This window comes from Bradyrhizobium sp. 137 (assembly GCF_023074095.1).
GTDB lineage: Bacteria > Pseudomonadota > Alphaproteobacteria > Rhizobiales > Xanthobacteraceae > Bradyrhizobium.
Genome location: NZ_JADPKU010000067.1, coordinates 206,985 through 233,220 on the forward strand (window position 1 = coordinate 206,985; position 26,236 = coordinate 233,220).

Genomic DNA, 26,236 nt, shown 5'->3' on the forward strand with positions numbered 1-26,236 from the left:
GCAATGACGGCGTGTGGCCGCCGTCATCGCTCTTCCAATTCCCAGGGCAACGCGCGGCAGTCCACGTGGTCCCCTCATGTCATTCCCACTCAGCCGTCGAACTTTACCGCCGTGGTGTTGGCGCCGCAGACCAGAACCGCGATGCGCTCGCCTGCTGAGGGACGGTAGCGGCCGGCGAGCACCGCGGCAAAGGCGGCCGCGCCGCCGGGCTCTGCCACCAGGCGCAAGTGCGACCACAGCGCGGCCTGGGCTTGGCGGATCGCATCGTCGCTGACGAGGATGACGCGCTCGACATGGGACCGCGCGACCGGAAACATCAATTCGCCGACGCGCCGCGGCGCAAGGCTGTCGGCGGCGATGCCGCCGGCCGGCGCATCGACCGGCGCGCCCGCTTCAAATGCAGCGTGCAGGGTCGGCGATTGCTCCGGCTCGACCGCGACGATACGCGTCCTGCCGGCGTACCAGGCCGCAATGCCGCCGATCAGCCCGCAGCCGCCAACCGCAACCAGCAGCGTGTCGATATCAGGCGCTTCCTGCTCCAACTCCAGTCCGACGCTGCCCTGGCCGAGCAGGGTTTCCGCCTGGTCGTAGGCGTGGACGGCCAGCGCGCCGGTCTGCGCGACATGCGCCTCGCTCGCGGCGAGCGCATCGGCGTAGCGGCTGCGCGCGATCACGAGCTTGGCGCCATACCCCCTGATCCGCTCGGCCTTGGCCGGCGAGGTGATGTCGGGCACGAAGATCGTGGCGGGAATGCCGAGCCGCTGCGCCGCATAGGCGACGGCCGCGCCGTGATTGCCGCCGGATGCGGCGACGACGCCGGCCTGCGGCACCTGCCGCAGCAACAGATTGGCGAAGGCGCCGCGCGCCTTGAACGATCCGGAATGCTGCAGCATTTCGAGCTTGAACGTGACGGGCGCGGCGGGCAGGTCGAAATCGGCGAGATCGGCCTTTAGGAGCGGCGTGCGCCTGATATGCGGACGGATGACCGCCTCGGTCGCCGCAATCCGCTCCCGCGTGATGTCCATGGTCTTTGTCATGATACCGCCCAGAATAGCGCAAGGGAGCGTTGACATCAATTAGGCAATTAGCAAAATGACTAAATGAAGTTTGCCGTTGCCTTGCGCGCGCTCGCCAACGAACGCCGCCTGCAGATCCTGGAATGGCTGCGGGATCCGCGGAAGCATTTTCGCGAGCAGGCCGACGGCGATCTGGTCGAGGACGGCGTCTGCGGATTGCTGATCGCCGAAAAGCTCGGCGTCAGCGCACCGACATTGAGCGAACACATGCGGGTGCTGACTGCCGCGAAGCTGGTGCGCGCCAAACGGATCAAGCAGTGGACGATGTACAAGCGCAACGAGACGGCGATCGCCGCCATCAAGCGCTCGATTCAGGACGGCCTTTGAGCGGGCGGTCCGTACCGTGCGGCTGACGCTTCGTTGCAGCCGGCGCAATGCTCCATTTCAGAGATTTTTGTTGCGCCGCACCGAGCTGGTCGTGGAGACTGATCGGCCCTGCCTTGTTCAATGATCGAGAAAAGCGAGAACCATGTTCCTGATCGGCCAATACGATTCCCCCTTCGTCCGCCGCGTCGCCATCGCGCTGAAGCTTTATGGCCTCGCCTTCGAGCACAAGCCGTGGTCGACCTTCGGCGATGCCGACAAAATCGCGCCGTACAATCCGCTGCGCCGCGTGCCGACCCTGGTGCTCGACGACGGCGAGGCGCTGATCGAGAGCACGATCATCCTGGATTATCTCGACGAGCTCGTGGGTCCCGAGAAGGCGATGCTGCCGCGCAGTGGCGCCGAGCGGCGGCGCCATTTGCGCATCTGCGCGCTCGCCTCCGGCCTCGGCGACAAGGCGGTGAGCCTGCTCTACGAGCGCGTGCTGCGGAAGGAGCAGCTTGCGCTATGGGTCGAGCGCTGCCAGGCACAGATCGCGGACGTGCTGAAGGTGCTCGAGGCCGAGCGCGCCAAGGTGACGACGCCGTACTGGCTGGGCGACCGCATCGGTCATGCCGACGTTGCAGTGGCCTGCGTCGTCCGCTTCACCCGCGAAGCGCACCCGCAGCTGTTCGACGCCTCGCGCTATCCGGCCCTCGCGGCGCACGCCGAGCGCTGCGAGGCACTCTCCCCGTTCCAGGAGATCGTGCAGCCCTTGGCTCCGCCGAAGGGGTGAGGCCGTCACCCTCCCCTGGAGGGGGAGGGTCGATCGCGCGAAGCGCGAGCGGGTGGGGTGATCTCTCCGCACGGGCAGTGCGTGCGCGGATAGACCTTCACCCCACCTCGGTCCGCATTCCGCTGCGCTGCATGCGAACCGATCCACGGGCGAGCTACGCTCGTCCCGGACCCCTCCAGGGGAGGATCGGCGGCATGCGTGTGGGGACTTGAGTGGCCCGAGTTGCGAAGACCCGCGCAGCAGCCGATGATGCAATACTACGCCTGTTTTGCCCGACGTCGCAAACGCGGCTTCGGCTACACCGAAATTGCTCAGCCTTTTCAACCCCATCGCTACTGTGCATGGGGTTGTTTTCTCAGTTTTGTTTTGGAGGGGTGCCTAGCCCGCCCCCGCGCGCTTCTTCTGCCAGACGAGGTGCACCGCGCAGGTGCAGCCCGGCGGATGCGAGGCGAGGTCCTTCGGCATCTCGTCATTCGCGGGCGTCGCGGCAAACGCATTTTCCGCCTCCGGCTGGGACGGGATGTAGTTCAGCACCGGCGCGAGCCAGCGCTCCGTCTCCGCTACGCTCATGCCCTTGCGTGCGGCATAATCCTCGACCTGGTCGCGCTCGATCTTGCCGACGCCGAAATAATAGCTCGCAGGGTTTGCGAAATAGAGCCCTGATACGGACGAGCCCGGCCACATTGCAAAGCTCTCGGTCAGCTTCACGCCGGCCGTGTTTTCCGCATCGAGCAGTTTGAACAATGTCGCCTTCTCGGTGTGATCGGGCTGCGCGGGATAGCCGGGTGCGGGGCGAATGCCCTGATATTTTTCGAGGATCAGATCCTCGCTGGAGAGCGCCTCGTCCGGCGCATAGGCCCAGAACTCGCGGCGGACGCGGGCATGCATGCGCTCGGCGAAGGCTTCGGCCAGGCGGTCGGCCAGCGCCTTGCACAGGATCGAGGAATAGTCGTCGTTCGCCAGCTTGAAACGATCGGCGACCGCGTCCTCGCCGATGCCAGCGGTGACGACGAAGCCGCCGACATAGTCGGGCACGCCGGTGCCGACGGGCGCGACAAAGTCGGCGAGCGCCGCGTTGAAGCGGCCCTCGCGCTTTTCGAGCTGCTGGCGCAGCGTGTGCAGCGTCGCGATGCTCTTGGTCCGGCTTTCATCGGCATAGAGCACGATGTCGTCGCCTTGCGCATTCGCCGGCCAGAAGCCGATCGTCGCGCGTGCCCGGAACCATTTCTCCTTCACGATGGTGTCGAGCATCTTGCGCGCATCGTCGTAGAGCGAGCGCGCGACCTCGCCGACCTTGGGGTCGTGGAGAATGGCGGGGAAGCGCCCGGCGAGCTCCCAGGTCTGGAAGAACGGCGTCCAGTCGATGCAGTCGACGAGCTCGGCGATGTCGTAATCGTCGAAGCTCTTGATGCCGAGGAAGGTCGGCTTCACCGGCTTGTTTGCTGCAAAGTCCACCGGCACGCGGTTGGCGCGGGCAGCCGCCAGCTTCAGCCGCTTCTTGTCCGCCTGCGCACGCAAATGCGCCTCCGAGATCTTGGCGTATTCGGCGCGCACCTCGGCGGCATAGGCCTCGCGCTTCTCCGGCGAGAGCAGCGCGGAGGCCACGCCGACGGCGCGGCTGGCGTCGTTGACGTGCACGACCGGGCCGGCGCGATAGCTCGGGTCGATCTTCACCGCGGTATGCACGCGGCTCGTGGTGGCGCCGCCGATCAGCAGCGGCAGCTTGAGGCCTTCGCGCTGCAATTCGCCAGCGAAGAATGCCATCTCGTCGAGCGAGGGCGTGATCAGGCCGGAGAGGCCGACGATGTCGGCCTTCTCCGCCTTCACGGTCTCGACGATCTTGGCTGCCGGCACCATCACGCCAAGATCGATGACCTCGAAATTGTTGCACTGGAGCACGATGCCCACGATGTTCTTGCCGATATCGTGAACGTCGCCCTTCACGGTCGCGAGCACGATCTTGCCGGCGGACGAGGAGCCCTCCGTGCCGATGCCGTTCGCAAGATTGCGCGCCTTCTCCTCCTCCATGAACGGCATGAGATAAGCAACCGCCTGTTTCATGACACGCGCAGACTTCACCACCTGCGGCAAGAACATCTTGCCGTCGCCAAAGAGGTCGCCGACCACGTTCATGCCGGCCATCAGCGGTCCTTCGATCACGTCGAGCGGGCGCGAGGACAATTTGCGGGCCTCTTCCGTATCCTGCTCGATGAACTCGGTGATGCCGTGCACCAGCGCGTGGCTCAGCCGCTTCTCCACCGGCCATTCGCGCCAGGCGAGATCGGCTTCCTTGCTTTCCGTCTTCTTGCCGCGGAATTTTTCCGCGAGCGCCAGCAGACGTTCGGACGCACCCGGATCGCGATTGAGGACGACGTCCTCGCAGGTCTGGCGCAGCTCCGGATCGATGTCGTCATAGACGATCATCTGCCCGGCATTGACGATGCCCATGTCCATGCCGGCCTTGATGGCGTGATATAGGAACACCGAGTGCATGGCTTCGCGCACCGGCTCGTTGCCGCGGAACGAGAACGACAGATTGGACACGCCGCCGGAGATGTGCGCGCCGGGCAGGTTCCGGCGGATCCAGCGCGTCGCCTCGATGAAGTCGACGCCGTAATTGTTGTGCTCCTCGATGCCGGTCGCGATCGCAAAAATGTTGGGATCGAATATGATGTCCTCAGGCGGGAAGCCGACCCGGTTCACCAGGATGTCGTAGGCGCGCTTGCAGATCTCGGTCTTGCGCGCGAACGTATCGGCCTGGCCGACCTCATCGAACGCCATGACGACCACGGCCGCGCCGTGGCGGCGGGCGATCTTGGCCTCGTGAATGAACTTGTCCTCGCCTTCCTTCATCGATATCGAGTTGACGACCGGCTTGCCCTGCACGCATTTCAGGCCGGCCTCGATCACCGAGAATTTCGAGGAATCGACCATCACCGGGACGCGGGCGATGTCGGGCTCGGCGGCGACGAGGTTGAGGAAGGTCACCATCGCCGCCTCGGAATCGAGCAGGCCCTCGTCCATGTTGACGTCGATGATTTGCGCGCCGTTCTCGACTTGGTCGCGCGCGACCTGCAGCGCGGCAGTGTAGTCGCCGGCGGTGATCAGCTTGCGGAAGCGGGCCGATCCTGTGACGTTGGTGCGCTCACCGACATTGACGAAGGGGATCGCATCCGTCAGCACGAACGGCTCGAGGCCGGAGAGCCGCAAGCGCGGCGCGATCTCCGGCACGATGCGCGGCTTGTGCGGGGCCACCGCGGCGGCGATCGCTGCAATGTGGTCCGGCGTGGTGCCGCAGCAGCCGCCGACGATGTTGACGAGGCCGTCACGGGCAAATTCGCCGATCAGGCGCGCCATGTACTCCGGGCTCTCGTCATACTGGCCGAACTCGTTCGGCAGGCCGGCATTGGGATAGGCACAGACGAGCGTATCGGCGACGCGGCCGATATCGGCGATATGCGCGCGCAGGTCCTCGGCGCCGAGCGCGCAATTGAAGCCGATGGTGATCGGCCTCGCGTGGCGCACCGAATTCCAGAACGCTTCCGGCATCTGTCCGGAGAGCAGGCGGCCGGATTTGTCGGTAATAGTGCCCGATACCATCACCGGCATGTCGACGCCGAGTTCTTCCGTGATCTCGGCGATCGCGTAGAGCGCCGCCTTGGCGTTGAGCGTATCGAAGATGGTCTCGACCAGCAGCAGATCGACGCCGCCGTCGATCAGGCCACGGATCTGTTCGCCATAGGATTGGCGCAGATCATCGAAGGTGACGGCGCGATAGCCGGGATTGGAAACGTCGGGCGAGATCGAGGCGGTGCGGTTGGTCGGCCCGATGGCGCCGGCGACGAAGCGCGGCTTGCCGTCCTCGGCCGCGACGCGCCTTGCCGCATTGCCTGCAAGGCGGGCGCCTTCACGCGCCATCTCGTAGACGATGTCTGCGAGGTCGTAATCGGCCTGCGCGATCGAGGTCGTCGAGAACGTATTGGTCGCGACGATGTCGGCACCGGCGCGCAAGTACGCGGCGTGGATGTCCTCGATCGCCTGCGGCTGGGTCAGGATCAAGAGATCGTTGTTACCGCGCAGGTCGCGGTGAAAGTTCTTGAAGCGCTCGCCGCGGAAGGCGGTCTCGTCGAGCTGGAGGTTCTGGATCATCGTGCCCATGGCGCCGTCGAGCACGAGGATGCGTTCGCGCGCGGCGTTGAGCAGGGCAGTTCGCTTGGGAGAGATGGTTACGGTCATGTTGTCTTACGCCGCCTTCTGCGCGCTCTTGGCGCGAATGCCGAGCAAATGGCTGATCGCGAACACGAGATCGGCGCGGTTCATGGTGTAGAAATGGAAGGTGTCGACGCCGTGCTTGGCGAGCTTCTGCACCTGGCCGGCCGCAACGGTTGCGGCCACCAGCTTGCGGGTCTCGGCATCGTCATCGAGGCCCTCGAATTTCGCGGCGAACCAGTCCGGAACGGTGGTGCCAGCGCGGGTGACGAAATTACGGGCCTGCTTGAAATTGTGCATGGGCATGATGCCCGGCACGATCGGGATGTTGATGCCGCGCCCGCGGACGCGGTCGAGATAGCGGAAGTAGAGGTCGTTATCGAAGAACACCTGGGTGATCGCGCGCGACGCACCCGCATCGACCTTGGCCTTCAGCGTGTCGATGTCGGCATCGAAGTCGCGCGCCTCGGGGTGCTTCTCGGGATAGGCGGATACGGACACTTCGATGTCGGAATGCCGTTTCTTGATGCCGGCAACGAGTGCGGCGGACGTCTGGTAGCCGTCGGGATGACTGAAGTAGGGCGTGCCGATGCCGCCAACGGGATCACCGCGCAAGGCCACGATGTGGCGGACGCCGACCTCGTGATAGCGGTCGACGATCTCGTCGATCTCGCCGCGCGAGGCGCCGACGCAGGTCAGATGCGCCGCCGGCAGCAGCGCGGTTTCCTTCAGGATGCGGGAAATGGTGGAATGGGTGCGCTCGCGGGTCGAGCCGCCGGCGCCGTAGGTCACCGAGACGAATTGCGGGTCGAGCGGGGCGAGGCGGTTGATGGTGTCCCAGAGATTCCGCTCCATCTCCTCGGTCTTGGGCGGAAAAAACTCGAAGGAAATCGCAGGCCGCTTCAGGTGCCCGTCTTGCCCGTTGGCTTGGCCAGGCGTCGTCACGTCAGTCATGGCACCATTCACTCCGAATTTCGGCCGGCGGTCGTCTACCTCGCGGAGACCTAAAATAGGGCAAAGGCGGTCTAGTCGACAGCCCATCAGGGATGGGAAATTGCCCACCAGGATGTGACTAGAAGGAATTCTGGCGCAGTTTGCGATCTCATTGGGAAAAACCATCCAGAGACGTAATGTATTGATACAAAAGTTCTATTGTCGATATTGCTCTTTTCTTCGTTCCGATTTGGCAGGTGGGCAGACCGAATTTTGGCACATGAGGTAACAATTGTCCCAATCAGGTGTCTCAGCGTACCCGCGAAGCCCTTACACGTCAGGCCTGCGCAGCCTGCCATTGCCGCCGCGCAGCCCTTCGTTACGTTAACGCGCCATGATCCCGCTCTCAGTCCTCGACCTGTCGGTCGTCACCACCGGTACCAAGCCCGCCGCGGCGCTGCGCAACAGCATCGATTTGGCACGCCACGTCGACGGGCTCGGCTATCTCCGCTATTGGCTCGCCGAGCATCACAACCTCGCCTCCGTCGCGAGCCCCGCGCCCGACGTGATGATCGGGCAGATCGCGGCGGTGACGAAGCACCTGCGCGTCGGCTCCGGCGGCGTGATGCTGCCCAACCACGCGCCGCTGGTCGTGGCCGAGCGCTTCAAGATGCTGGAGGCGCTGTTTCCCGAACGTATCGACCTCGGTCTCGGCCGTGCCCCGGGCACCGACGGCGCCACCGCCTACGCGCTGCGCAGCCGGCTCGACCGCCGCGAGGGCGACGATTTTCTGGAGCGGCTGCACGAACTGATCTTGTGGGAGACCCGCGAATTCCCCTCGGGCCACCCTTACAACAGCGTCGTCGCCATGCCTGACGACACCGCCCTGCCGCCGATCTGGCTGCTCGGCTCAAGCGATTATTCCTCGGAACTCGCCGCGCAGGTCGGCATGGGCTTCGCCTTCGCCCATCATTTCGCTTCCCACGACGCGATCGATGCGATGGTGCATTACCACAACCGCTTCCAGCCCTCCGCCTGGCGCGCCAGCCCGCATGCGATCCTCGCGGTCGCGGCCATCCTGGCCGACACAGATGAGGAGGCGGAAAGGCTCGCCAGCTCCTTCGACCTCAACCGCCTTCGCCGCGACCGCGGTCAATATCTTCCGCTGCCGAGCGTCGAGGAGGCGCTGGCCTATCCCTATACAGACGCCGAGCGCATCTCGATCCTCCGCAACCGCTCGCGCCTGTTCGTCGGCAGCCCGGCAACCGTGCAGAAGAAGCTTCAGCCGCTGATCTATGCGAGCAAGCCGGACGAACTGATGGTGATCACCGCCGTGTATGACCACGAGGCGCGGAAGAAATCATATTCGCTGCTGGCGGAGGCGTTCGGACTGGCGAAGCAGGCGTCCTAGTCACTCACCGTCATTCCGGGGCGATGCGAAGCATCGAACCCGGAATCTCGAGGTTCCGGGTTCACGCTTCGCGTGTCCCGGAACGACAGTTATCAATCCTGCGCCTCGTTGAACGTCGCGCGGAACGGATGCCCCGGATACACGCCGACAATGCGGAATTCGCGCGAGAAGAATTTCAGCTCCTCGATGGCAAAGGCGAGGCCCTTGTCGTCGGGATGTCCGTCGACGTCGGCATAGAACTGCGTGGCGAAGAAATTGCCGTCGACCATGTAGCTTTCGAGCTTGGTCATGTTGACGCCGTTGGTGGCAAAGCCGCCGAGCGCCTTGTAGAGCGCGGCCGGCAAATTGCGCACCCGGAAGACGAACGTCGTGACCAGCGAGCCCGAGCCTTGGGCTGCCCATTTCGGCTCGCGCGCCAGCACCACGAAGCGCGTGGTGTTGTGGGCCTCGTCCTCGATGTCCTCGGCGAGGATGTCGAGGCCGTAAATTTTCGCGGCCAGGCGCGACGCGATCGCGGCGACGGTCTTGTCCTTGCGCTCGGAAATGTCGCGGGCGCTGCCGGCAGTGTCCGCGTGCACGATTGGCTTGATGCCGAGCTTGCGGATGATGCGCCGGCACTGGCCGAGTGCGTGGACATGGCTCTCCACGCTCTTGACGTCGTCGAGCTTGGTACCCTTCACCGCCATCAGCTGATGTCGAACGGGCAGAAACCATTCGCCGATGATGAAGAGGCCGGACGCCGGCAGCAGGTGATGGATGTCAGCGACGCGGCCCGCGACCGAATTCTCGATCGGGATCATGCCGAGATCGGCCTCGCCGGACGAGATCGCTGACAGCGCGTCCTCGAAGGTGGCGCAGGGCATCGGCTCGGCCTCAGGATAGGCCTCGACGATGGCGATGTGGGAATTGGCCCCAGGCTCGCCCTGGAATGCGACTTTCAGCTTGCTCATGGTCGGTCTTGTAACAGCGGCTCAGGATTTGGAAAGGATGCTGCGCGCGGTTTCGAGATCGGGCGGCGTGTCCACGCCACGGGGCACGCTATCGACGACCATGATGTCGATACGCATGCCGGCTTCCACCGCCCGGAGTTGCTCAAGATTTTCCTGAACTTCCAGGGGAGACCGTGGCAGCGACACGAATCGATCCAGCGCCGCGCGGCGGTACGCGTAGAGTCCGATATGGTGGTAACGCGGTCCGTCGCCGTAGGGGGCCGTGGCACGGGTAAAATAGAGCGCCCGCAGCCGCCGCGGCCCGATCGGCGAGCCCACCGCCTTCACGACGCTCGGGGCGAGATCCTCCTCCTCGGTGTGGATCTGCGAGGCCAGCGTCACGATATCGACGGCAGGCTCGGTAAAGGGTGGCAGCACCTCGCGGATGGTCTGCGGCGTGATGGTCGGGAAATCGCCCTGGAGATTGATCACGATCTCGGCCTTGCCGTCCGGATCGAGCTTCTGCATGGCCTCGTGGATGCGGTCCGAGCCCGAGGGATGGTCCGGGCGGGTCATCACCGCCTCACCGCCATGGGCTGTGACGACCGAGGCGATCTCCGCCGTGTCGGTTGCGACCGCGACCCGGCCGATTGCAGCGGCCTCGGCGCGGCGCAGCACGTGCACGATCATCGGCAGGCCCGCGATATCGGCGAGCGGCTTGCCGGGCAGGCGGGTGGCGGCCATGCGGGCCGGGATCAGCACCAGGATGCGGGGATCGATCATTGGGTCAAGGGCCTGGAAACGGAGCGCTTTCCGCGCCGAGAAATGGCGTGGGGACGGGCTGAAAGCCGGGTCGCTTATACGGGTTGCCAGACCCGGGGCAAACCGATATCTCAATGACAAAACTCGGGGAAACAATAAGGAACGTTTTCTCCCGAGGCTCGTCCTGGCGGCCGCTTGGGCCGCCGTTTCCTTCTTGCGGTGGGGCCTGGCCGGAAATGGATTCTTTCGAACTCAACAAGATTCTCGGTGCTGTTCTTGGCACCTGTCTCGTGCTGCTGGTGACGAGCTTCACCGCCCAGGCGCTTTTCTCGCCGAAGATGCCGGAAAAGCCGGGCTTCGAAATCGCGGTGAAGGAAGATGCTGGCCACGGCAAGGAGGGCGGCGCCGCCGCTGCAGCCTCCTCGGAGCCGATCGAAAAGCTGCTCCAGACCGCCTCCGTCGAAAAGGGCGCGGCGGCCGCCAAGAAGTGTGGAGCCTGTCATACCTTCGAAAAGGGCGGCCCGAATCGCGTCGGTCCGAACCTTTATGGCGTTGTCGGCGAGCCGAAGGGCGAAGGCCGCGGGTTCAACTTCTCGGCCGCCATGAAAGCCAAGGGCGGCACCTGGACGTTCGACGATCTCAACAAGTTCATCGCCAATCCGAAGGGCTTCATCCCGGGCACTGCAATGGGCTTCGCCGGTATCCCGAAGGATTCCGAGCGGGCCGACGTCATTGCCTATCTGAATTCGTTGTCGGAGCATCCGCAGCCGCTGCCGACGGCGTCTAAGTAAGCCTCAAAATTCTCTCTTGGAATCTGCGGCCAGGCTGAAAAGCCTGGCCGTTTGCTTATCCGGCCTCGCGGCGACGTTATCGGGGCGTTTGGCCGCATCCGATAGGCCGGCTGGGCTTTCAAGATGAGCAAAAAGCAACATACTCGGTCGAAACCTCGCCTATATTGGGAACTTAAAGGAGTAGCCTCCTTCAAGACAGGGAATGTTGATTTGGCCATTACCCGACGCGATCTCCTGCTCACCGGCACTGCGGCCGCAGCTATCCCCGCCCTCGGTTCCATGGGCCGCGTTTCCGTCATCGGCACGGCAGCGGCGCAATCAGCCAATGAAAACGGGCTTCCCTGGCGCCATGCTCTGTCGCTGTTCGGCGATATCAAGTACCCCGCCGACTTCAAGCGCTTCGATTACGTCAATCCGGATGCGCCCAAAGGCGGCGTCGCCCGCCTGATATCGATCGGCACCTTCGACAATTTCAACCTCGCGGTCGCCGGCATCAAGGGCTCCCTCGCTCCAGCCGCGGCGATGATCTACGAAACGCTCATGACCCGGGCGCAGGACGAGGTGGCGACCGAGTACGGCGAGCTTGCCGAGGCGGCACAACATCCGGACGATTTTTCCTGGGTGATCTATCGCCTGCGCAAGGAAGCCCGCTGGCATGACGGCAAGCCGGTGACGCCGGAGGACGTCATTTTCTCGCTGGAGACGTTCAAGCAGCAGAGCCCCATGTACGCGTCCTACTATCGCCACGTGACCAAGGCGGAGAAAGTTGGCGAGCGCGACATCAAGTTCAGCTTCGACGGGCCGGGCAACCGCGAACTGCCGACCATCGTCGGCGAATTGACCGTGCTGCCGAAACATTGGTGGGAAGGCTCCGACGCCCAGGGGCGCAAACGCGACGTCAGCGCGACCACGCTGGAGATCCCGCTGGGCTCCGGGCCGTACCGGATCAAGGAATTCGTGGCGGGACGCTCGATCAAGCTGGAGCGGGTGAAAGATCATTGGGGTGCCAATCTCCCTAGCCAGATCGGCACCAACAATTTCGACGAGCTGCGCTTCGAGTTCTTCCGTGACAACCTCGTGGCGCTGGAAGCCTTCAAGGCCGACCAGGCCGACTGGATCGCGGAAAACTCCGCCAAGCAATGGGCGACGGCCTACGACTTCCCGGCCGTCGCGGAGAAGCGGGTCATCAAGGAAGAATTTCCGATCAACGATTCCGGCCGCATGCAGGCCTTCGTCGTCAACATCAGGCGTCCCCAATTCAAGGACGCGCGGGTGCGGCGCGCCTTCAACTATGCCTTCGATTTCGAGGAGATGAACAAGCAGCTCTTCTTCGGTCAGTACAAGCGCATCAACAGCTATTTCGAAGGCACGGAACTCGCCGCGACCGGGCTGCCCCAGGGGGAGGAGCTGCAGATCCTTGAAACAGTAAAGGACAAGGTGCCGCCGGAAGTTTTCACCACGCCTTACCAGAATCCGGTCGGCGGCACTCCAGAGGCCGTGCGCGCCAATCTGCGCGAAGCGGCAAAGCTGCTGAAAGAGGCCGGTTTCGAAGTCCGCGACCACAAGCTGGTGGACGCCTCGGGCAAGGTTCTGACGATCGAAATCCTGGTGCAGGATCCCTCATCAGAGCGAATCGCACTGTTCTACAAGCCGTCGCTGGAGCGAATCGGCGTCAATGCGTCGGTTCGTACCGTCGACGATGCGCAGTACCAGAACCGGCTGCGCAGCTTCGACTTCGACATGATCATCGATCAGTGGGGCGAGTCGCTCTCGCCGGGCAACGAGCAACGCGAGTTCTGGGGCTCGCAGGCGGCCGACGTGCCTGGTGCGCGCAACACCATCGGCATCAAGAACCCTGCCGTGGATGCCTTGATCGAGAAGGTGATCTTCGCCAAGGATCGCGCTGGCCTCGTCGCCGCCACCCACGCGCTCGATCGCGTGCTGCTCTGGAATTTCTACGTGGTTCCGCAGTTCACCTATCCGTTCGCGCGCTATGCCCGCTGGGATCGCTTCAGCCACGCCGAGCCAATGCCGAAATATGGACGGTCCGGCCTGCCGACGCTGTGGTGGTATGACGCCGAAAAAGCGGCGCGGATCGGAAGACGCTCTTGAGGGAGCCTTTGCGCATGGCGCAGCTTTCACGCCGGCATGTGCTTGCCCTGGGTGCCGCCGGTGCGCTCGGCGCCGCCTGGCAGCGCGGTGCAACGGCATCGGAAATGCCGCCCGAGGCCCACGGCATCTCGGCGTTCGGCGATCTCAAATATCGCGCCGATTTCCATCATTTCGATTATGTCAATCCGGGCGCGCCGAAGGGCGGCACGTTCTCGCTCATCCCGTCGGCGAAATCGTATAACCAGTCCTACCAGACCTTCAACTCGCTCAATGCGTTCATCCTCAAGGGCGACGGCGCGCAAGGCATGGACATGACGTTTTCGCCGCTGATGGTGCGGGCGAGTGACGAGCCGGACGCGATGTACGGGCTGGCCGCCAAATCCGTGCAGATATCGCCGGACCGGCTGGTCTATCGCTTCACGATGCGGCCGGAGGCGAAATTCCACGACGGCACCAAGCTCACCGCGCATGATGCCGCGTTCTCACTGACCGCGCTGAAGACCAAGGGGCATCCGCTGCTCATCGTGCAGCTCCGCGACATGGTGAGCGCGGAAGCGATCGACGATTCCACGCTCGTCGTCACCTTTGCCAAGGGGCGGGCGCGCGACGTGCCGCTCTATGCCGCGGGCCTGCCGATCTTTTCGAAAGCGTATTACACGTCCCGGCCGTTCGACGAATCGACGCTGGATATTCCGCTCGGCTCGGGGCCATACAGGGTCGGGAGATTCGAGGTCAATCGCTACATCGAATTCGAGCGGGTCAAGGACTGGTGGGCTGCCGATCTGCCGGTTTGCCGCGGCAGCTACAATTTCGACGTCGTGCGTTATGAATTCTATCGCGACCGTGATGTCGCCTTCGAAGGCTTCACCGGCAAGAACTATCTCTACCGTGAGGAATTCACCTCACGCATCTGGGCGACGCGCTATGACTTCCCGGCCGTCAAGGATGGTCGCGTCAAGCTCGAGGTCGTGCCCGACGAAACGCCGTCAGGCGCGCAGGGCTGGTTCATCAACACGCGGCGTGACAAGTTCAAAGACCCCCGCGTGCGCGAAGCCCTCATCAATGCCTTTGACTTCGAGTGGACCAACAAGACTATCATGTACGGCGCTTATGCCCGTACGGTGTCACCGTTCCAGAACTCGGATCTCATGGCGGGCGACGGGCCTCCTTCGCCGGACGAGCTGAAGCTGCTGGAGCCGTTTCGCGGCCATGTGCCGGACGACGTGTTCGCGGTCCCATTCACGCCGCCGGTCTCGGACGGCTCCGGGCAAGACCGGAGCCTGCTGCGCAAGGCGCAGCAATTGCTAAACGAAGCCGGTGTCCCGATCAAGGATGGCAAGCGGGTGCTGCCGAACGGAGAGGTGTTCAGGATCGAATTCCTGCTGGACGAGCCCTCCTTCCAGCCGCACCACGCGCCCTACATCAAGAACCTGGGGACGCTCGGCATCGAAGCGAGCGTGCGCCTCGTCGATGCCGTGCAATACAGGGCGCGCCAGGAAGAGTTCGACTTCGATATGACGATCCAGCGCTTCAGCATGTCGGCGACGCCGGGCGACGCCATGCGCGCATTCTTTTCTTCGCAGGTCGCTGCGACCAAAGGCTCATACAATCTCGCAGGCGTCGCCAGCCCGGCCATCGACGCCATGATCGAAAAGATCATGGCGGCGGACAGCCGAGAAGATTTGACCGTCGCGTGCCGCGCCTTCGACCGTCTGTTCCGCGCCGGCCGATATTGGGTGCCGCAATGGTACAACAAGACGCACCGGCTGGCTTATTGGGATCAGTTCGGCCACCCTCAGAAGCTGCCGCGTTATGCCAACGGCGTCGGCGCACCCGACATCTGGTGGCATGAACCCGCCAAGGCCGCCAAGCTCGAGCAGGCGAAATAATCATGAGCGCCTATATCGCCCGCCGCATCCTCTTGATGATCCCGACGCTGCTCGGGATTCTCTTCGTGTCCTTTATCGTCGTGCAGTTCGCGCCGGGTGGCCCGGTCGAGCGCGTGATCGCGCAGCTCTCCGGCGCCGACACCGGCGGCAGCTCGCGCATATCGGGCGGCGGCGACTTCGCTCAGCGTGCACCGGGGCAAGTCGGGGCCGGTGGCGACGCTATCAACTCGAAATATCGCGGCGCGCAAGGTCTTGATCCTGACTTCATCAAGAAGCTCGAGGTACAGTTCGGTTTCGACAAGCCGGCACCGGAACGCTTTCTCCTGATGGTCTGGAATTTCGCGCGCTTCGATTTCGGCAAGAGCTATTTCCGCGATGTCAGCGTGATCCAGCTGATCAAGGAGAAGCTGCCGGTCTCGATTTCGCTCGGGATCTGGCTGACTCTGATTACTTATCTGATCTCGATCCCGCTTGGCATCCGCAAGGCGGTCAAGGACGGCACGCGCTTCGACACCTGGACGTCGACCGTGCTCGTGCTTGGCTATGCCATTCCCGGATTTCTGTTCGCCATCCTCCTCATCATCCTGTTTGCCGGCGGCTCCTTCTTCAACTGGTTCCCGCTGCGTGGACTGACCTCGGACGGCTGGTCGCAGTTTCCCTGGTATTGGAAGATCCTCGATTATTTCTGGCATCTGACGCTGCCGCTGATCGCCATGGGGCTCGGCGCGTTCACCACCATGACGTTCCTGACCAAGAATTCGTTCCTCGACGAGATTCGCAAGCAATATGTCATGACCGCGCGCGCCAAAGGGTGCAGCGAGGGCCGGGTGCTTTACGGCCATGTGTTCCGCAATGCGATGCTGATCGTGATCGCCGGTTTTCCAGGGACGTTCATCCACGCCTTCTTCTCGGGCTCGCTGCTGATCGAGACCATCTTCTCGCTGGACGGGCTCGGGCTGCTCAGTTTCGAGAGCGTGCTCAACCGTGACTATCCCGTGGTGTTCGGCACGCTCTACATCTTTTCGTTGGTCGGCCTCGTGATCAACCTGATCTCCGACCTGACCTATATGTGGATCGACCCTCGGATCGATTTCGAGGCGCGGGAGGTCTGATGACAATTACCGCGCCGACGCCGATCGAGACCACGACGCAGTCTCCGCTAGGTGAGGTCGTTCCAATCACGCGCAAGTCGTTCGCACCTTCGCCGCTCAACCGGCGGCGATGGCAGAACTTCAAGGCGAACCGCCGCGGCTATTGGTCGTTCTGGATCTTCATTATTCTGTTCGTGGTCTCGCTGTTCGCCGAGTTGATCGCCAACGACCGGCCTTTCCTGATCAAGTTCGACGGCCGGCTCTATTGGCCCGCCTTCGTGACCTATTCGGAAACCACCTTCGGCGGCGACTTCGAGACTGCGGCCGACTACCGCGATCCCTATTTGCAGAAGCTGATCAAGGACAAGGGCGGCAGCATCGTCTGGCCGCTGATCCGCTATTCCTACGACACCCACAATCTTGACCTGCCGACGCCGGCGCCGTCGCCGCCGACCTGGATGCTGACCGAGAAGCAATGCAAGCCGGTGGTGGAGAAGAAGGGGCTGAAGAGCTGCCGCAACCTCGAATACAACTGGCTCGGCACCGACGATCAGGGACGCGACGTGGTCGCACGACTGATCTACGGCTTCCGCATCTCGGTGCTGTTCGGCCTGTGTCTCACCATCATCTCGTCGGTGATCGGCATCGCGGCGGGGGCGGTGCAGGGCTATTTCGGCGGTCGGGTCGATCTCATCTTCCAGCGCTTCATCGAGATCTGGACGGCGATTCCCTCGCTCTACCTTCTCCTGATCCTGTCCTCGGTCCTCGTGCCCGGCTTCTTCGTGCTGCTCGGCATCCTGTTGCTGTTCTCCTGGGTCTCACTGGTAGGTCTCGTGCGGGCCGAGTTCCTGCGCGGGCGCAACTTCGAATACATTCAGGCGGCGCGGGCGCTTGGCGTGTCCAATCAGGTCATCATGTTCCGCCACCTGCTGCCGAACGCCATGGTCGCGACCATGACGTTCCTGCCCTTCATCGTGTCGAGCTCGGTGATGACGCTGACGGCGCTCGATTTCCTGGGCTTCGGCCTGCCGCCGGGATCGCCTTCGCTGGGCGAATTGCTGTCCCAGGCGAAAGCCAATGTGCAAGCACCTTGGCTCGGCTTCTCCGGCTTCTTCTCGGTCGCGATCATGCTGTCGCTCTTGATTTTCATCGGCGAAGCCGTGCGCGACGCCTTCGATCCGCGCAAGACGTTCAGGTGAGCCAATGGACGCGATCAACCAGCCTCTGCTCAGCGTGCGCGATCTCTCGGTCGCCTTCCACCAGGGCGGCGCTACCACGCTCGCGGTCGACAAGGTCTCGTTCCAGATCAAGCGCGGCGAATGCGTGGCGCTGGTCGGCGAATCCGGCTCCGGCAAATCGGTCAGCGCGCTCTCGATCCTGAAGCTGCTGCCCTATCCGAACGCCTCGCATCCCTCCGGCAGCATCCGCTTCAAGGGGCAGGAGCTGATCGAGCAGTCCGAGCAGCAGATGCGGGAGATTCGCGGCAGCGACATCTCCATCATCTTCCAGGAGCCGATGACCTCGCTCAATCCGCTGCACACGATCGAGGCGCAGATCGGCGAGATGATCCAGCTGCATAATTCGACCAGCAATGCCGAGGCGCGCAAGCGGACGCTCGAGCTATTGACCCAGGTCGGTATTCCCGAGCCGGAGACGCGGCTGAAGAGCTATCCGCACCAGCTCTCCGGTGGCCAGCGCCAGCGCGTGATGATCGCGATGGCGCTCGCCAATGAGCCGGACCTCTTGATTGCGGACGAGCCGACCACCGCGCTCGACGTCACGGTGCAGGCGCAAATCCTGGCGCTGCTCGCTGAGATTCGCGCGCGGCTCGGCATGAGCCTGCTCTTCATCACCCACGATCTCGGTATCGTCCGCCGCATCGCCGATACGGTCTGCGTCATGAAGGGCGGCGTGATCGTCGAGCACGGGCCGGTCGAGCAGGTCTTCAAGACCCCGAAGCATCCCTATACGCGCGACCTGCTCGCGGCGGAGCCGAAGCCCGATCCGGCGCCGCCGCAGCCGGGTGCGCCGTTAGTGATGTCGGCCAACGATCTGAGGGTCTGGTTCCCGATCAAGCGCGGCTTGATGCGCAAGACGGTCGGCCACATCAAGGCGGTCGACGGCGTCAGCCTCGCCGTGCGCAAGGGCGAGACGCTCGGCGTCGTCGGCGAATCCGGCTCGGGCAAGACCACGCTGGGGCTCGCATTGCTAAGGCTGATCTCGTCGAACGGCCGGATCGTGTTCCTGGGCAAGGACATCCAGGGCTTGCGCTTCAAGGAAATGCGGCCCTTCCGGCGCGACATGCAGATCGTGTTCCAGGACCCGTTCGGCTCGCTCAGCCCGCGCATGTCGGTCGCCGACATCATCGCCGAAGGGCTCTCCGTGCATCAGCCGAATCTCTCGCGTGAGGAGCGCGAGGGCCGCGTCGTCAAGGCGCTCGAGGATGTCGGACTCAATCCAGAGACGCGCTTTCGCTATCCCCATGAATTCTCCGGCGGCCAGCGCCAACGCATCAGCATCGCCCGGGCGGTGGTGCTGGAGCCGGATTTCGTCGTGCTGGACGAGCCGACCAGCGCGCTCGACATGCTGTTCCAGGCGCAGATGGTCGATCTGTTGCGCGAGCTCCAGCGCAAGCGCGAGCTCACCTACATGTTCATCTCGCACGACCTGCGCGTCGTCGCCTCGCTCGCCAGCCATCTCATCGTGATGCGCGGCGGCAAGGTGGTCGAGGAGGGGCAGGCCGCCGAGCTATTCAAGAACCCGAAGACGGATTACACCCGAGCGTTGTTCGCCGCCGCGTTCCGGCTGGAGACTGCGGGCAACGGCTCGGTGGCGACGTAGTGCTTCACCTCTCGCTACGGGAGAGGTGTCGCCCGCCGCTGCGAGATTAAGCGAGCCGCTTGATCGCGACGACCTCGCTGCCGGCTTGCCTGATCCGCGCAATCGCCGGCCCGGTCGATTCGATCACGGTGGCCATGTGATAGGCGTTGGCGTGAACCATGGTGGCCCCGTCGCGCACGATGGCAACGTGGCCCTTCCAGAAGATCAGATCGCCGCGTTGCAGCTTGTCCCACTCATGCGCCTCGAGCGCGCGGCCGAGGCCTGCCTGCTGCATGTCGCTGTCGCGCGGGCAGCCGATGCCGGCAGCAGTCAGCGAGACTTGCACCAGGCCCGAGCAATCGATGCCAAAGCTGCTTTTGCCGCCCCAGAGATAGGACGTGCCGACGAAGCGCTCGGCGACGGCGACGAAGTCCGGCTCGCGATGATCGAGCGGGACGAGATGGATCTTCGGCAAGAACGTTCCGTCGCGCGTCACCGCGAAGGCCCCATGCTCGCGCACGATCGTGAGCTTTGATCCAAGCACCAGCGTGTCGGCCGGCGGTAGCTTGATTGAAGGGCCGGGAAACGCAAACGTCCGGAGTACACTGACGACGTGGGTCGGCGTTGCCGCGGGGCGAGCCAGGCCTGCATCCGGCAGCCAGCCGACATAGCCGTCGGCATTGAGCTGGCCCCAGGCCCAGCCTTCGCCGTTGCGGTCGTAAATGGTGACGCGCTCACCGCGCAGCGCCTCGGTCATCAACGTCGCATTCGAGGATGGCTGCTCACGCACGGCCGCGATGGCCTCGACCACCTCGAATTCCTCGCCAGTGACGAAGCGATTCGCCTCCACCTTGCCTTGGAGATATTTCGCGGCGATGTCGCCCCGCACCGGCGTCAGCCGTGGATCATGCATAGCGCTCACTCAGCAATGAATAGAGAGCGCGCGCAGCCTGGCACTCGCCGCCCTCCGGCCGCGCCGGCTTCGCCGACGGCGTCCAGCCGTAGATGTCGACATGCAGCCAGCTCCTGGCATGCTCGACGAAGCGTTGCAGGAACAGCGCGCAGGTGATTGAGCCGGCGAAGCCGCCGGACGGGGCATTTGTGATGGTTGCCGTCTTGGAGTCCAGCCAGGCATCGTAAGGCGGCCACAGCGGCATGCGCCACAACGGATCGTTCTCCCTCACCGCGCAACGTGCGACGTCGGCCGCCAGCGTCTCATCATTGGTGTAAAAAGGCGGTAGATCCGGCCCCAGCGCAACGCGTGCCGCGCCGGTCAGCGTGCCCAAATCGATCAGCAGCTCCGGCTTTTCCTCATCGGCCAGCGCCAGCGCGTCGGCGAGGACGAGGCGGCCTTCCGCGTCGGTATTGCCGATCTCGACCGTGATGCCCTTGCGCGAGGTGAAGATGTCGAGGGGGCGGAAGGCATTGCCGGCGACCGCGTTCTCCACGGCCGGAATCAGCACGCGCAATCGGACCTTCAGCTTCGCATGCATCACCATGCCTGCGAGCGCCAGCACGTTGGCGGCGCCACCCATGTCCTTCTTCATGATCAGCATGCCGCTCGACGGCTTCAGGTCGAGTCCGCCGGTGTCGAAGCAGACGCCCTTGCCGACCAGCGTCACCTTGGGATGAGCCGGATCGCCCCAGCCGATGTCGATCAGTCGCGGCGCACGGCTCGAGGCCATACCGACGGCATGGATCAGCGGAAAATTCGTCTTCAGATCGTCACCGATGGTGCAGGCAAAGCTTGCACCGAATTCGGCGGCGAGCGCCTGCGCGGCTGCGGCGAGCTGCTCTGGTCCCATGTCGTTGGCCGGCGTGTTGATGAGATCGCGTGCCAGCATCGCCGCATCGGCCACGCGATCGATCTCGGTCGCGTCGACGCCATCAGGCGGCACCAGCCGGACGCCGGGCCGGTCAGCCTTGCGGTAGCGGGCGAAGCGGTAGCTGCCGAGCGCGAAGGCCAGTGCCGCCAGCCGTGCATCGTGCGGTGAATTGGCAAAGCGATAGGTGCCCGGCGGCAGCAGGCCAGGCAGGGCGCCCGGCCGGAACAGGTCGCGCGATCTGGCGCCTTCGTCCTCGAGGCCGAACAGCACCCGTGCAATTGCGCCGTCCGGCGCGGGCAGCGCGAGATAGCCGCTAGGCTTGGCGGCAAAGGCGCTGGCGGTCGCGAACTGGCGCTGCGCCGCGGGCAACGCTTCGGCGACCTGATCCCAGCTCGATTTGGTGACGAAGGTGATCGGGATGGCAGTGGGCGACGTCTCGAAGACAGAAGGCATTGGCGGGTCCGGATCGTCAGATCAAGCGGGGTCGTGCGAACGGACGAGACTTCGCAGAGTTTCGGCGCCGCCGCAATCGGCTTTGCTGTCACCGTTCAGCGAGCCGCTACTCGCAGCGAGGGGGCCATGCTAGGTTCCGAGCACGGCCGCCAGATATGGAATCGCCGGCGGCCGAGGACGCCTGCCGGGAGGATGCAATGGAATTTGTGTGGAGCGTAGTCACATTCATCGGCCAGGCCGTTGAGGCGATTTTCGGCTATGTCGAGCATCATCATTGGATCTTCGCGTTCCTTGCCGGCGGCTACGTCTTCTATCTGCACGACCGCTCCGTCCATGCGCGGTTCGATGCGCTGGACAAGCGCGTCGATGAAATCCGCAAGCGACTTGCCATCGAATATTGACCGGCGGGACGAAACCGCCGTCGGGAAGCTCTCGTATCTCCCACTCGTCGGTGTTAACTGGCCGTTAGGGTTAACAGTCTATTGCTGGCGCGTTCGGCTCGATCAATCGGCTCGAGAGTCAAAGCGTCATGCGTCAACGGTTCAGTCTTGCCCGGCTTCTTGCGTCCACCTCGCTGGCCGCGGCGTTGGCCATGGGCCTCGGCGGCTGCACGGGCATGTCGAAGCTCTCCGAGGTCACGGGCTCGGTCGGGCCGCGGGCGGAAGCCGCTCCGGCCGATCCCGCGCGCGCTGCCGAAGTCTATGGCGAGCGCTATCGCGCCAATCCCAAGGATGCTGACGCCGCGCTCGCCTATGGCCAGGCCTTGCGCGCCAATGGCCAGCGCGCCCAGGCCGCCGCCGTACTCGAGCAGGCGACCATCGCCAATCCCGGCAACAAGGCGCTGCTCGCCCAGTACGGCCGCGCGCTCGCCGACAACGGCAATTTCCAGCAGGCCTTCGACGTGCTGTCGAAGGCGCATTCGCCCGACAATCCGGACTGGCGCCTGCTCTCGGTGCAAGGTACTGCGCTCGACCAGATGGGCCGGCACGACGAGGCGCGCTCCTATTATGCGAGCGCCCTGAAGATCGCACCAGGTGATCCCGGCGTCCTCTCCAATCTCGGCCTGTCCTACATGTTGACGAGGAACCTGCCCAAGGCCGAAGAGGCGCTGCGACAGGCTTACGCTTCGCCGCGCGCGAGCGCCCGGGTGCGGCAGAATCTCGGTCTAGTCGTCGGCCTGCAAGGGCATTTCGCCGAAGCCGAGGCCATCGTGAAGGCGGACCTGCCGCCAGACCAGGCCGCGGCCAATGTCGCCTATCTCAAGGAAATGCTGAACCGCAACGACGCTCCGCGCGGGGGACCGAAGCGGACGCCGGTCGCCTCCCTCGGCCAGCCCGATTGATCGGCCTGATCTTGGACCGCGCGCGGGGGCCTCTCGCGTCAGTGCAGCTCGGTGATCTTGATGCCCGTCGGTCCGAGAATGACGACGAACAGGACCGGAAGGAAGAACAGGATCATCGGCACCGTCAGTTTCGGCGGTAGCGCAGCGGCCTTCTTCTCGGCCTCATTCATGCGCATGTCGCGGTTTTCCTGCGCCATGACACGCAGGGAATGCCCGAGCGGCGTACCGTAGCGCTCCGCCTGCTGAAGCGCCAGACAGACCGACTTGACGCCTTCGAGCCCGGTGCGCCGCGCCAGGTTCTCATAGGCCATCTTCCGGTCCTGCAAGTAGGACAGCTCGGCCGTGGTCAGCGCGAACTCCTCCGACAGCGCGATCGACTGGCCGACGATCTCGGTGGCGACTTTGCGGAACGCCATTTCGACCGACATGCCGGATTCGATGCAGATCAGCAGCAGGTCGAGCGCGTCGGGAAAGGCGCGCTTGATCGAGAGCTGGCGCTTGGAGATCGCGTTCTTGAGGAACAGCATCGGCGCCTGAAGGCCGAGATAGGCCGCGCCGACGCAGATGCCGATCTTGACCGGCAGCGCCTGCTCCAAGTGCGCGATCAAGAAGACGTAGATGGCGGTACCGATGAAGAGCGCGATCGGAGCGACCATGCGGGCAAACAGGAAGGTGATGTAGGGCGCCTGGCCGCGGTAGCCCGCCATGATGAGCTTGTCGCGGGCGGCCTCCTGCGCCAGCCATTTGGTGAGGTTGAAGTCCTCGACCACCTTGGAGACGAGTTGCTTCGGCGACTGGCGCAGCGAGACCTTCTCGTTCTTGTTGAGGCGCTCGCGCTCGCGCTGCCGGAGGCGCTCACGCTCGCTCGCCACCGCCTTCATGCGCTTGGAGAGTCCCTCGCCCGCAAACAGCGGCATCACCAGCGTATAGACGGTGGCGCTGGCGGCAATGGCCGCCAGCAGCATGGTCATGAAGCGGACGTCATGTAGCTTCGAAACGAGAAACTCGACCATACGGCACCGTCAGAAATCGAAGTTGATCATCTTCTTCATCACCATGATGCCGATCGACATCCAGACGACGCAGCCGACCAGCATCAGCTGGCCGGTCGGGTGGGTCCAAAGCAGCGAGATGTAGTGTGGCGTCGTGAGATAGACGAGGAACATCACGATCGGCGGCAGCGAGCCGATGATGCCGGCCGAGGCCTTCGCCTCCATCGACATCGCCTGAATCTTTTCCTTCATCTTCTTGCGGTCGCGCAGCACCTTGGAAAGGTTGCCGAGCGCTTCGGAGAGGTTGCCGCCCGATTTCTGCTGGATCGAGATCACGATGCCGAAGAAGTTCGCCTCTGGGAGCGGCATGCGCTCATAGAGACGCAAGCAGGCCTCACCGAGCGGCATGCCGATCGCCTGCGTCTCGATGATCTGGAGGAACTCGGTGCGCAGCGGCTCCGGTGAATCGGCAGCGACGACCTTGATCGATTCGAACAGCGGCAGACCCGCCTTGATGCCGCGCACGATCACGTCGACCGCATCAGGCAGCGCCGCCAGGAACTTGGACTCGCGGCGCTTCTTGAGGAAACCCAGTGCCCAGCGCGGCAGGCCGAAGCCGCCAGCAAAAGCCAGGCCGGCGGCACCGAGCAGGCCGCCCCCGACGAACAGAGCGGCCGCGAACAGCACGCCCGCCACGACGGCGGACACGACCCAGAATTTCTGCGCCGTCCAGTCGAGCCCTGCCTGCGAGAGGCGGACACTGAGCGGAACCCTCTTCTCCTGCTGGCGCCTCGCCTCGAGATCCTTGAGCGAAGTCTCGACCTGCTCACGGCGCGATCGTTGGCTCTTGTCGGTCTGCTTGGCCGCGGGCGCGTCGGCACGCGCGATCGCCGCGCGGCGGTTTTCGGCTTTCCGCTCTCCTGACAGGAGTGGATAGAGGAAGACCCAGGCAATGCCTCCTACGGCGGCCGTGGCGAGAAACGCGAGCGCGAGGACCTGCATGTTCACGACGCTGACCTCCTCACGTTGTCGGCGCCACTTCCGCGGCGTCGAGCGCGGCGGCAAGGCGCTTCTCTTCGCCGTAATAGCGGGCGCGTTGCCAGAATTTCGGGCGGCCGATGCCGGTCGAGCGGTGCCGGCCGATGATCTTGCCGTTGGCGTCTTCGCCGATCAGGTCGTAGAGGAAGATATCCTGGGTGATGATGGTGTCACCTTCCATGCCCATCACTTCGGTGATGTGGGTGATCCGCCGCGAGCCGTCACGCAGGCGTGCGGCCTGAATGATGACATCGATGGATGCGCAGATCATCTCGCGAATGGTGCGCGAGGGCAGAGAGAAGCCGCCCATAGTGATCATGGATTCGCAGCGCGACAGCGCCTCGCGCGGATTGTTGGCGTGCAGCGTTCCCATCGAGCCGTCATGGCCGGTGTTCATGGCCTGAAGCAGGTCGAACGCCTCGGGGCCGCGGACTTCGCCGACGATGATGCGTTCGGGGCGCATACGGAGGCAGTTGCGCACCAGCTCGCGCATGGTGACCTGGCCTTCGCCTTCGATGTTGGGCGGGCGGGTTTCGAGCCGGACCACGTGAGGTTGCTGGAGCTGGAGCTCGGCCGCGTCCTCGCAGGTGATGACCCGCTCGTCGTGCTCGATGTAGTTGGTCAGACAATTGAGCAGCGTCGTCTTGCCCGAGCCGGTACCGCCGGAGATCAGCACGTTGCAGCGGACCCGTCCGATGATCTGGAGGATCTCTGCGCCTTCCGGCGAGATCGCGCCGAACTTGACGAGCTGATCGAGCGTCAGCTTGTCCTTCTTGAATTTGCGGATGGTGAGGGCGGGGCCGTCGATCGCGAGCGGCGGCACGATAGCGTTGACGCGGGAGCCGTCGGCGAGGCGCGCGTCGCAGATCGGTGAGGATTCGTCGACGCGCCGGCCGACCTGGCTGACGATGCGCTGACAGATATTGAGGAGCTGCTGGTTGTCGCGAAACCGGATTCCGGTGCGCTGGATCTTGCCGCCGACTTCGATGAAGACGGTGCCGGCGCCGTTCACCATGATATCGGCGATGTCGTCGCGCGCGAGGAGGGGCTCGAGGGGGCCATAGCCGAGCACGTCGTTGCAGATATCGTCGAGCAGTTCCTCCTGCTCGGCGATCGACATCACGATGTTCTTGATCGCGATGATCTCGTTGACGATGTCGCGGATTTCCTCGCGGGCGGACTCGGAATCGAGCTTGGCGAGCTGGGCGAGGTCGATGGCCTCGATCAGCGCGCCGAAGATGGTCGCCTTGACCTCGTAATAATTGTCCGAGCGCCGGCTCTCCATGGCGGGAGGCGGCGGGGCCTTGGCAGGGGCAAGCGGTGGCGAGGCGACGGCCGGCGGGAGCGGGCCGCGCGACACCGTTGCCGCCGGAGCCTGGGAAGGCTCGGGCAACACGGCGCCGGGCTTGGGAGCCCGAAGGTCGGTGTCTGTTCCGCTACGCTTACCGAACACTTAACAACTC

At 64.1% G+C, this 26,236-nt stretch carries 21 protein-coding genes; 11 read left to right on the forward strand and 10 right to left on the reverse strand.

Annotation, left to right across the window (positions count from 1 at the left end):
- Window positions 1-89: 89 nt before the first annotated feature.
- Entirely contained in the window at window positions 90-1,037 is a 948-nt protein-coding gene (locus IVA78_RS22070; RefSeq protein ID WP_247467832.1) for a threonine/serine dehydratase, read from the reverse strand.
- A 63-nt stretch (window positions 1,038-1,100) separates the two neighbouring features.
- Between IVA78_RS22070 and IVA78_RS22075 the strand changes: the two genes are divergently transcribed.
- Window positions 1,101-1,403, forward strand: a complete 303-nt coding sequence (locus IVA78_RS22075) for a winged helix-turn-helix domain-containing protein (RefSeq protein ID WP_247277858.1) — start codon at window positions 1,101-1,103, stop codon at window positions 1,401-1,403.
- 142 nt (window positions 1,404-1,545) lie between these two features.
- Complete coding sequence (locus tag IVA78_RS22080) at window positions 1,546-2,175, forward strand: glutathione S-transferase family protein (protein ID WP_247467834.1); 630 nt, start codon at window positions 1,546-1,548, stop codon at window positions 2,173-2,175.
- Window positions 2,176-2,553: 378 nt separating this feature from the next.
- On the opposite strand, the gene metH is transcribed toward IVA78_RS22080, so the two are convergent.
- Window positions 2,554-6,411 (reverse strand): methionine synthase, encoded by a 3,858-nt coding sequence (gene metH, locus IVA78_RS22085; protein ID WP_247467837.1) that lies wholly within the window; start codon window positions 6,409-6,411, stop codon window positions 2,554-2,556.
- A 6-nt stretch (window positions 6,412-6,417) separates the two neighbouring features.
- A complete protein-coding gene (metF, locus tag IVA78_RS22090; RefSeq protein WP_247467840.1) occupies window positions 6,418-7,338 on the reverse strand; it encodes a methylenetetrahydrofolate reductase [NAD(P)H] in 921 nt (306 codons plus the stop codon).
- A gap of 373 nt (window positions 7,339-7,711) precedes the next feature.
- On the opposite strand from metF, the gene IVA78_RS22095 reads away from it, so the two are divergent.
- A complete protein-coding gene (locus tag IVA78_RS22095) occupies window positions 7,712-8,728 on the forward strand; it encodes an LLM class flavin-dependent oxidoreductase (protein ID WP_247467843.1) in 1,017 nt (338 codons plus the stop codon).
- A 92-nt stretch (window positions 8,729-8,820) separates the two neighbouring features.
- Here IVA78_RS22095 and IVA78_RS22100 read toward each other — a convergent pair whose 3' ends face one another.
- Together IVA78_RS22100 and IVA78_RS22105 are read right to left on the reverse strand one after the other, a co-directional pair.
- Window positions 8,821-9,678 (reverse strand): prephenate dehydratase, encoded by an 858-nt coding sequence (locus IVA78_RS22100; RefSeq protein ID WP_247467847.1) that lies wholly within the window; start codon window positions 9,676-9,678, stop codon window positions 8,821-8,823.
- A gap of 21 nt (window positions 9,679-9,699) precedes the next feature.
- Complete coding sequence (locus tag IVA78_RS22105) at window positions 9,700-10,440, reverse strand: 3-deoxy-manno-octulosonate cytidylyltransferase (protein ID WP_247467852.1); 741 nt, start codon at window positions 10,438-10,440, stop codon at window positions 9,700-9,702.
- A 215-nt stretch (window positions 10,441-10,655) separates the two neighbouring features.
- Between IVA78_RS22105 and IVA78_RS22110 the strand changes: the two genes are divergently transcribed.
- From IVA78_RS22110 to IVA78_RS22135, 6 genes are all read left to right on the forward strand, one after another.
- A complete protein-coding gene (locus IVA78_RS22110; RefSeq protein ID WP_247277851.1) occupies window positions 10,656-11,210 on the forward strand; it encodes a cytochrome c family protein in 555 nt (184 codons plus the stop codon).
- A gap of 210 nt (window positions 11,211-11,420) precedes the next feature.
- On the forward strand, window positions 11,421-13,322 hold the full coding sequence (locus IVA78_RS22115; RefSeq protein WP_247467854.1) for an extracellular solute-binding protein: 1,902 nt from the start codon (window positions 11,421-11,423) through the stop codon (window positions 13,320-13,322).
- 14 nt (window positions 13,323-13,336) lie between these two features.
- Window positions 13,337-15,211, forward strand: coding sequence for an extracellular solute-binding protein (locus IVA78_RS22120; protein ID WP_247467857.1), 1,875 nt, complete (start codon window positions 13,337-13,339; stop codon window positions 15,209-15,211).
- A gap of 2 nt (window positions 15,212-15,213) precedes the next feature.
- A complete protein-coding gene (locus tag IVA78_RS22125; protein ID WP_247277848.1) occupies window positions 15,214-16,323 on the forward strand; it encodes a microcin C ABC transporter permease YejB in 1,110 nt (369 codons plus the stop codon).
- A complete protein-coding gene (locus tag IVA78_RS22130; RefSeq protein ID WP_247467860.1) occupies window positions 16,323-17,501 on the forward strand; it encodes an ABC transporter permease in 1,179 nt (392 codons plus the stop codon). Before IVA78_RS22125 ends, IVA78_RS22130 begins: the two co-directional genes overlap by 1 nt.
- Before the next feature lie 4 nt (window positions 17,502-17,505).
- The gene (locus tag IVA78_RS22135) at window positions 17,506-19,143 is read left to right on the forward strand and encodes an ABC transporter ATP-binding protein (protein ID WP_247467863.1); all 1,638 of its coding nucleotides are present in this window, start codon (window positions 17,506-17,508) and stop codon (window positions 19,141-19,143) included.
- A gap of 46 nt (window positions 19,144-19,189) precedes the next feature.
- On the opposite strand, the gene IVA78_RS22140 is transcribed toward IVA78_RS22135, so the two are convergent.
- On the reverse strand, window positions 19,190-20,035 hold the full coding sequence (locus IVA78_RS22140; RefSeq protein ID WP_247467865.1) for an NlpC/P60 family protein: 846 nt from the start codon (window positions 20,033-20,035) through the stop codon (window positions 19,190-19,192).
- Window positions 20,028-21,401, reverse strand: coding sequence for a leucyl aminopeptidase family protein (locus tag IVA78_RS22145; RefSeq protein ID WP_247467868.1), 1,374 nt, complete (start codon window positions 21,399-21,401; stop codon window positions 20,028-20,030). Before IVA78_RS22145 ends, IVA78_RS22140 begins: the two co-directional genes overlap by 8 nt.
- 197 nt (window positions 21,402-21,598) lie before the next feature.
- Between IVA78_RS22145 and IVA78_RS22150 the strand changes: the two genes are divergently transcribed.
- Window positions 21,599-21,802 carry a hypothetical protein gene (locus IVA78_RS22150; RefSeq protein WP_183247077.1) on the forward strand — a complete coding sequence of 68 codons (204 nt, stop codon included), beginning with the start codon at window positions 21,599-21,601 and terminating at the stop codon, window positions 21,800-21,802.
- 128 nt (window positions 21,803-21,930) lie between these two features.
- Window positions 21,931-22,743, forward strand: a complete 813-nt coding sequence (locus IVA78_RS22155) for a tetratricopeptide repeat protein (protein WP_247467871.1) — start codon at window positions 21,931-21,933, stop codon at window positions 22,741-22,743.
- Between the two features lie 38 nt (window positions 22,744-22,781).
- Here IVA78_RS22155 and IVA78_RS22160 read toward each other — a convergent pair whose 3' ends face one another.
- From IVA78_RS22160 to IVA78_RS22170, 3 genes are read right to left on the reverse strand one after another with little or no spacing between them, the layout of a single operon-like run.
- On the reverse strand, window positions 22,782-23,756 hold the full coding sequence (locus tag IVA78_RS22160; protein ID WP_247277841.1) for a type II secretion system F family protein: 975 nt from the start codon (window positions 23,754-23,756) through the stop codon (window positions 22,782-22,784).
- A gap of 9 nt (window positions 23,757-23,765) precedes the next feature.
- Entirely contained in the window at window positions 23,766-24,743 is a 978-nt protein-coding gene (locus IVA78_RS22165) for a type II secretion system F family protein (RefSeq protein ID WP_247467874.1), read from the reverse strand.
- Between the two features lie 13 nt (window positions 24,744-24,756).
- Entirely contained in the window at window positions 24,757-26,226 is a 1,470-nt protein-coding gene (locus IVA78_RS22170) for a CpaF family protein (RefSeq protein ID WP_247467877.1), read from the reverse strand.
- Window positions 26,227-26,236: the final 10 nt, after the last annotated feature.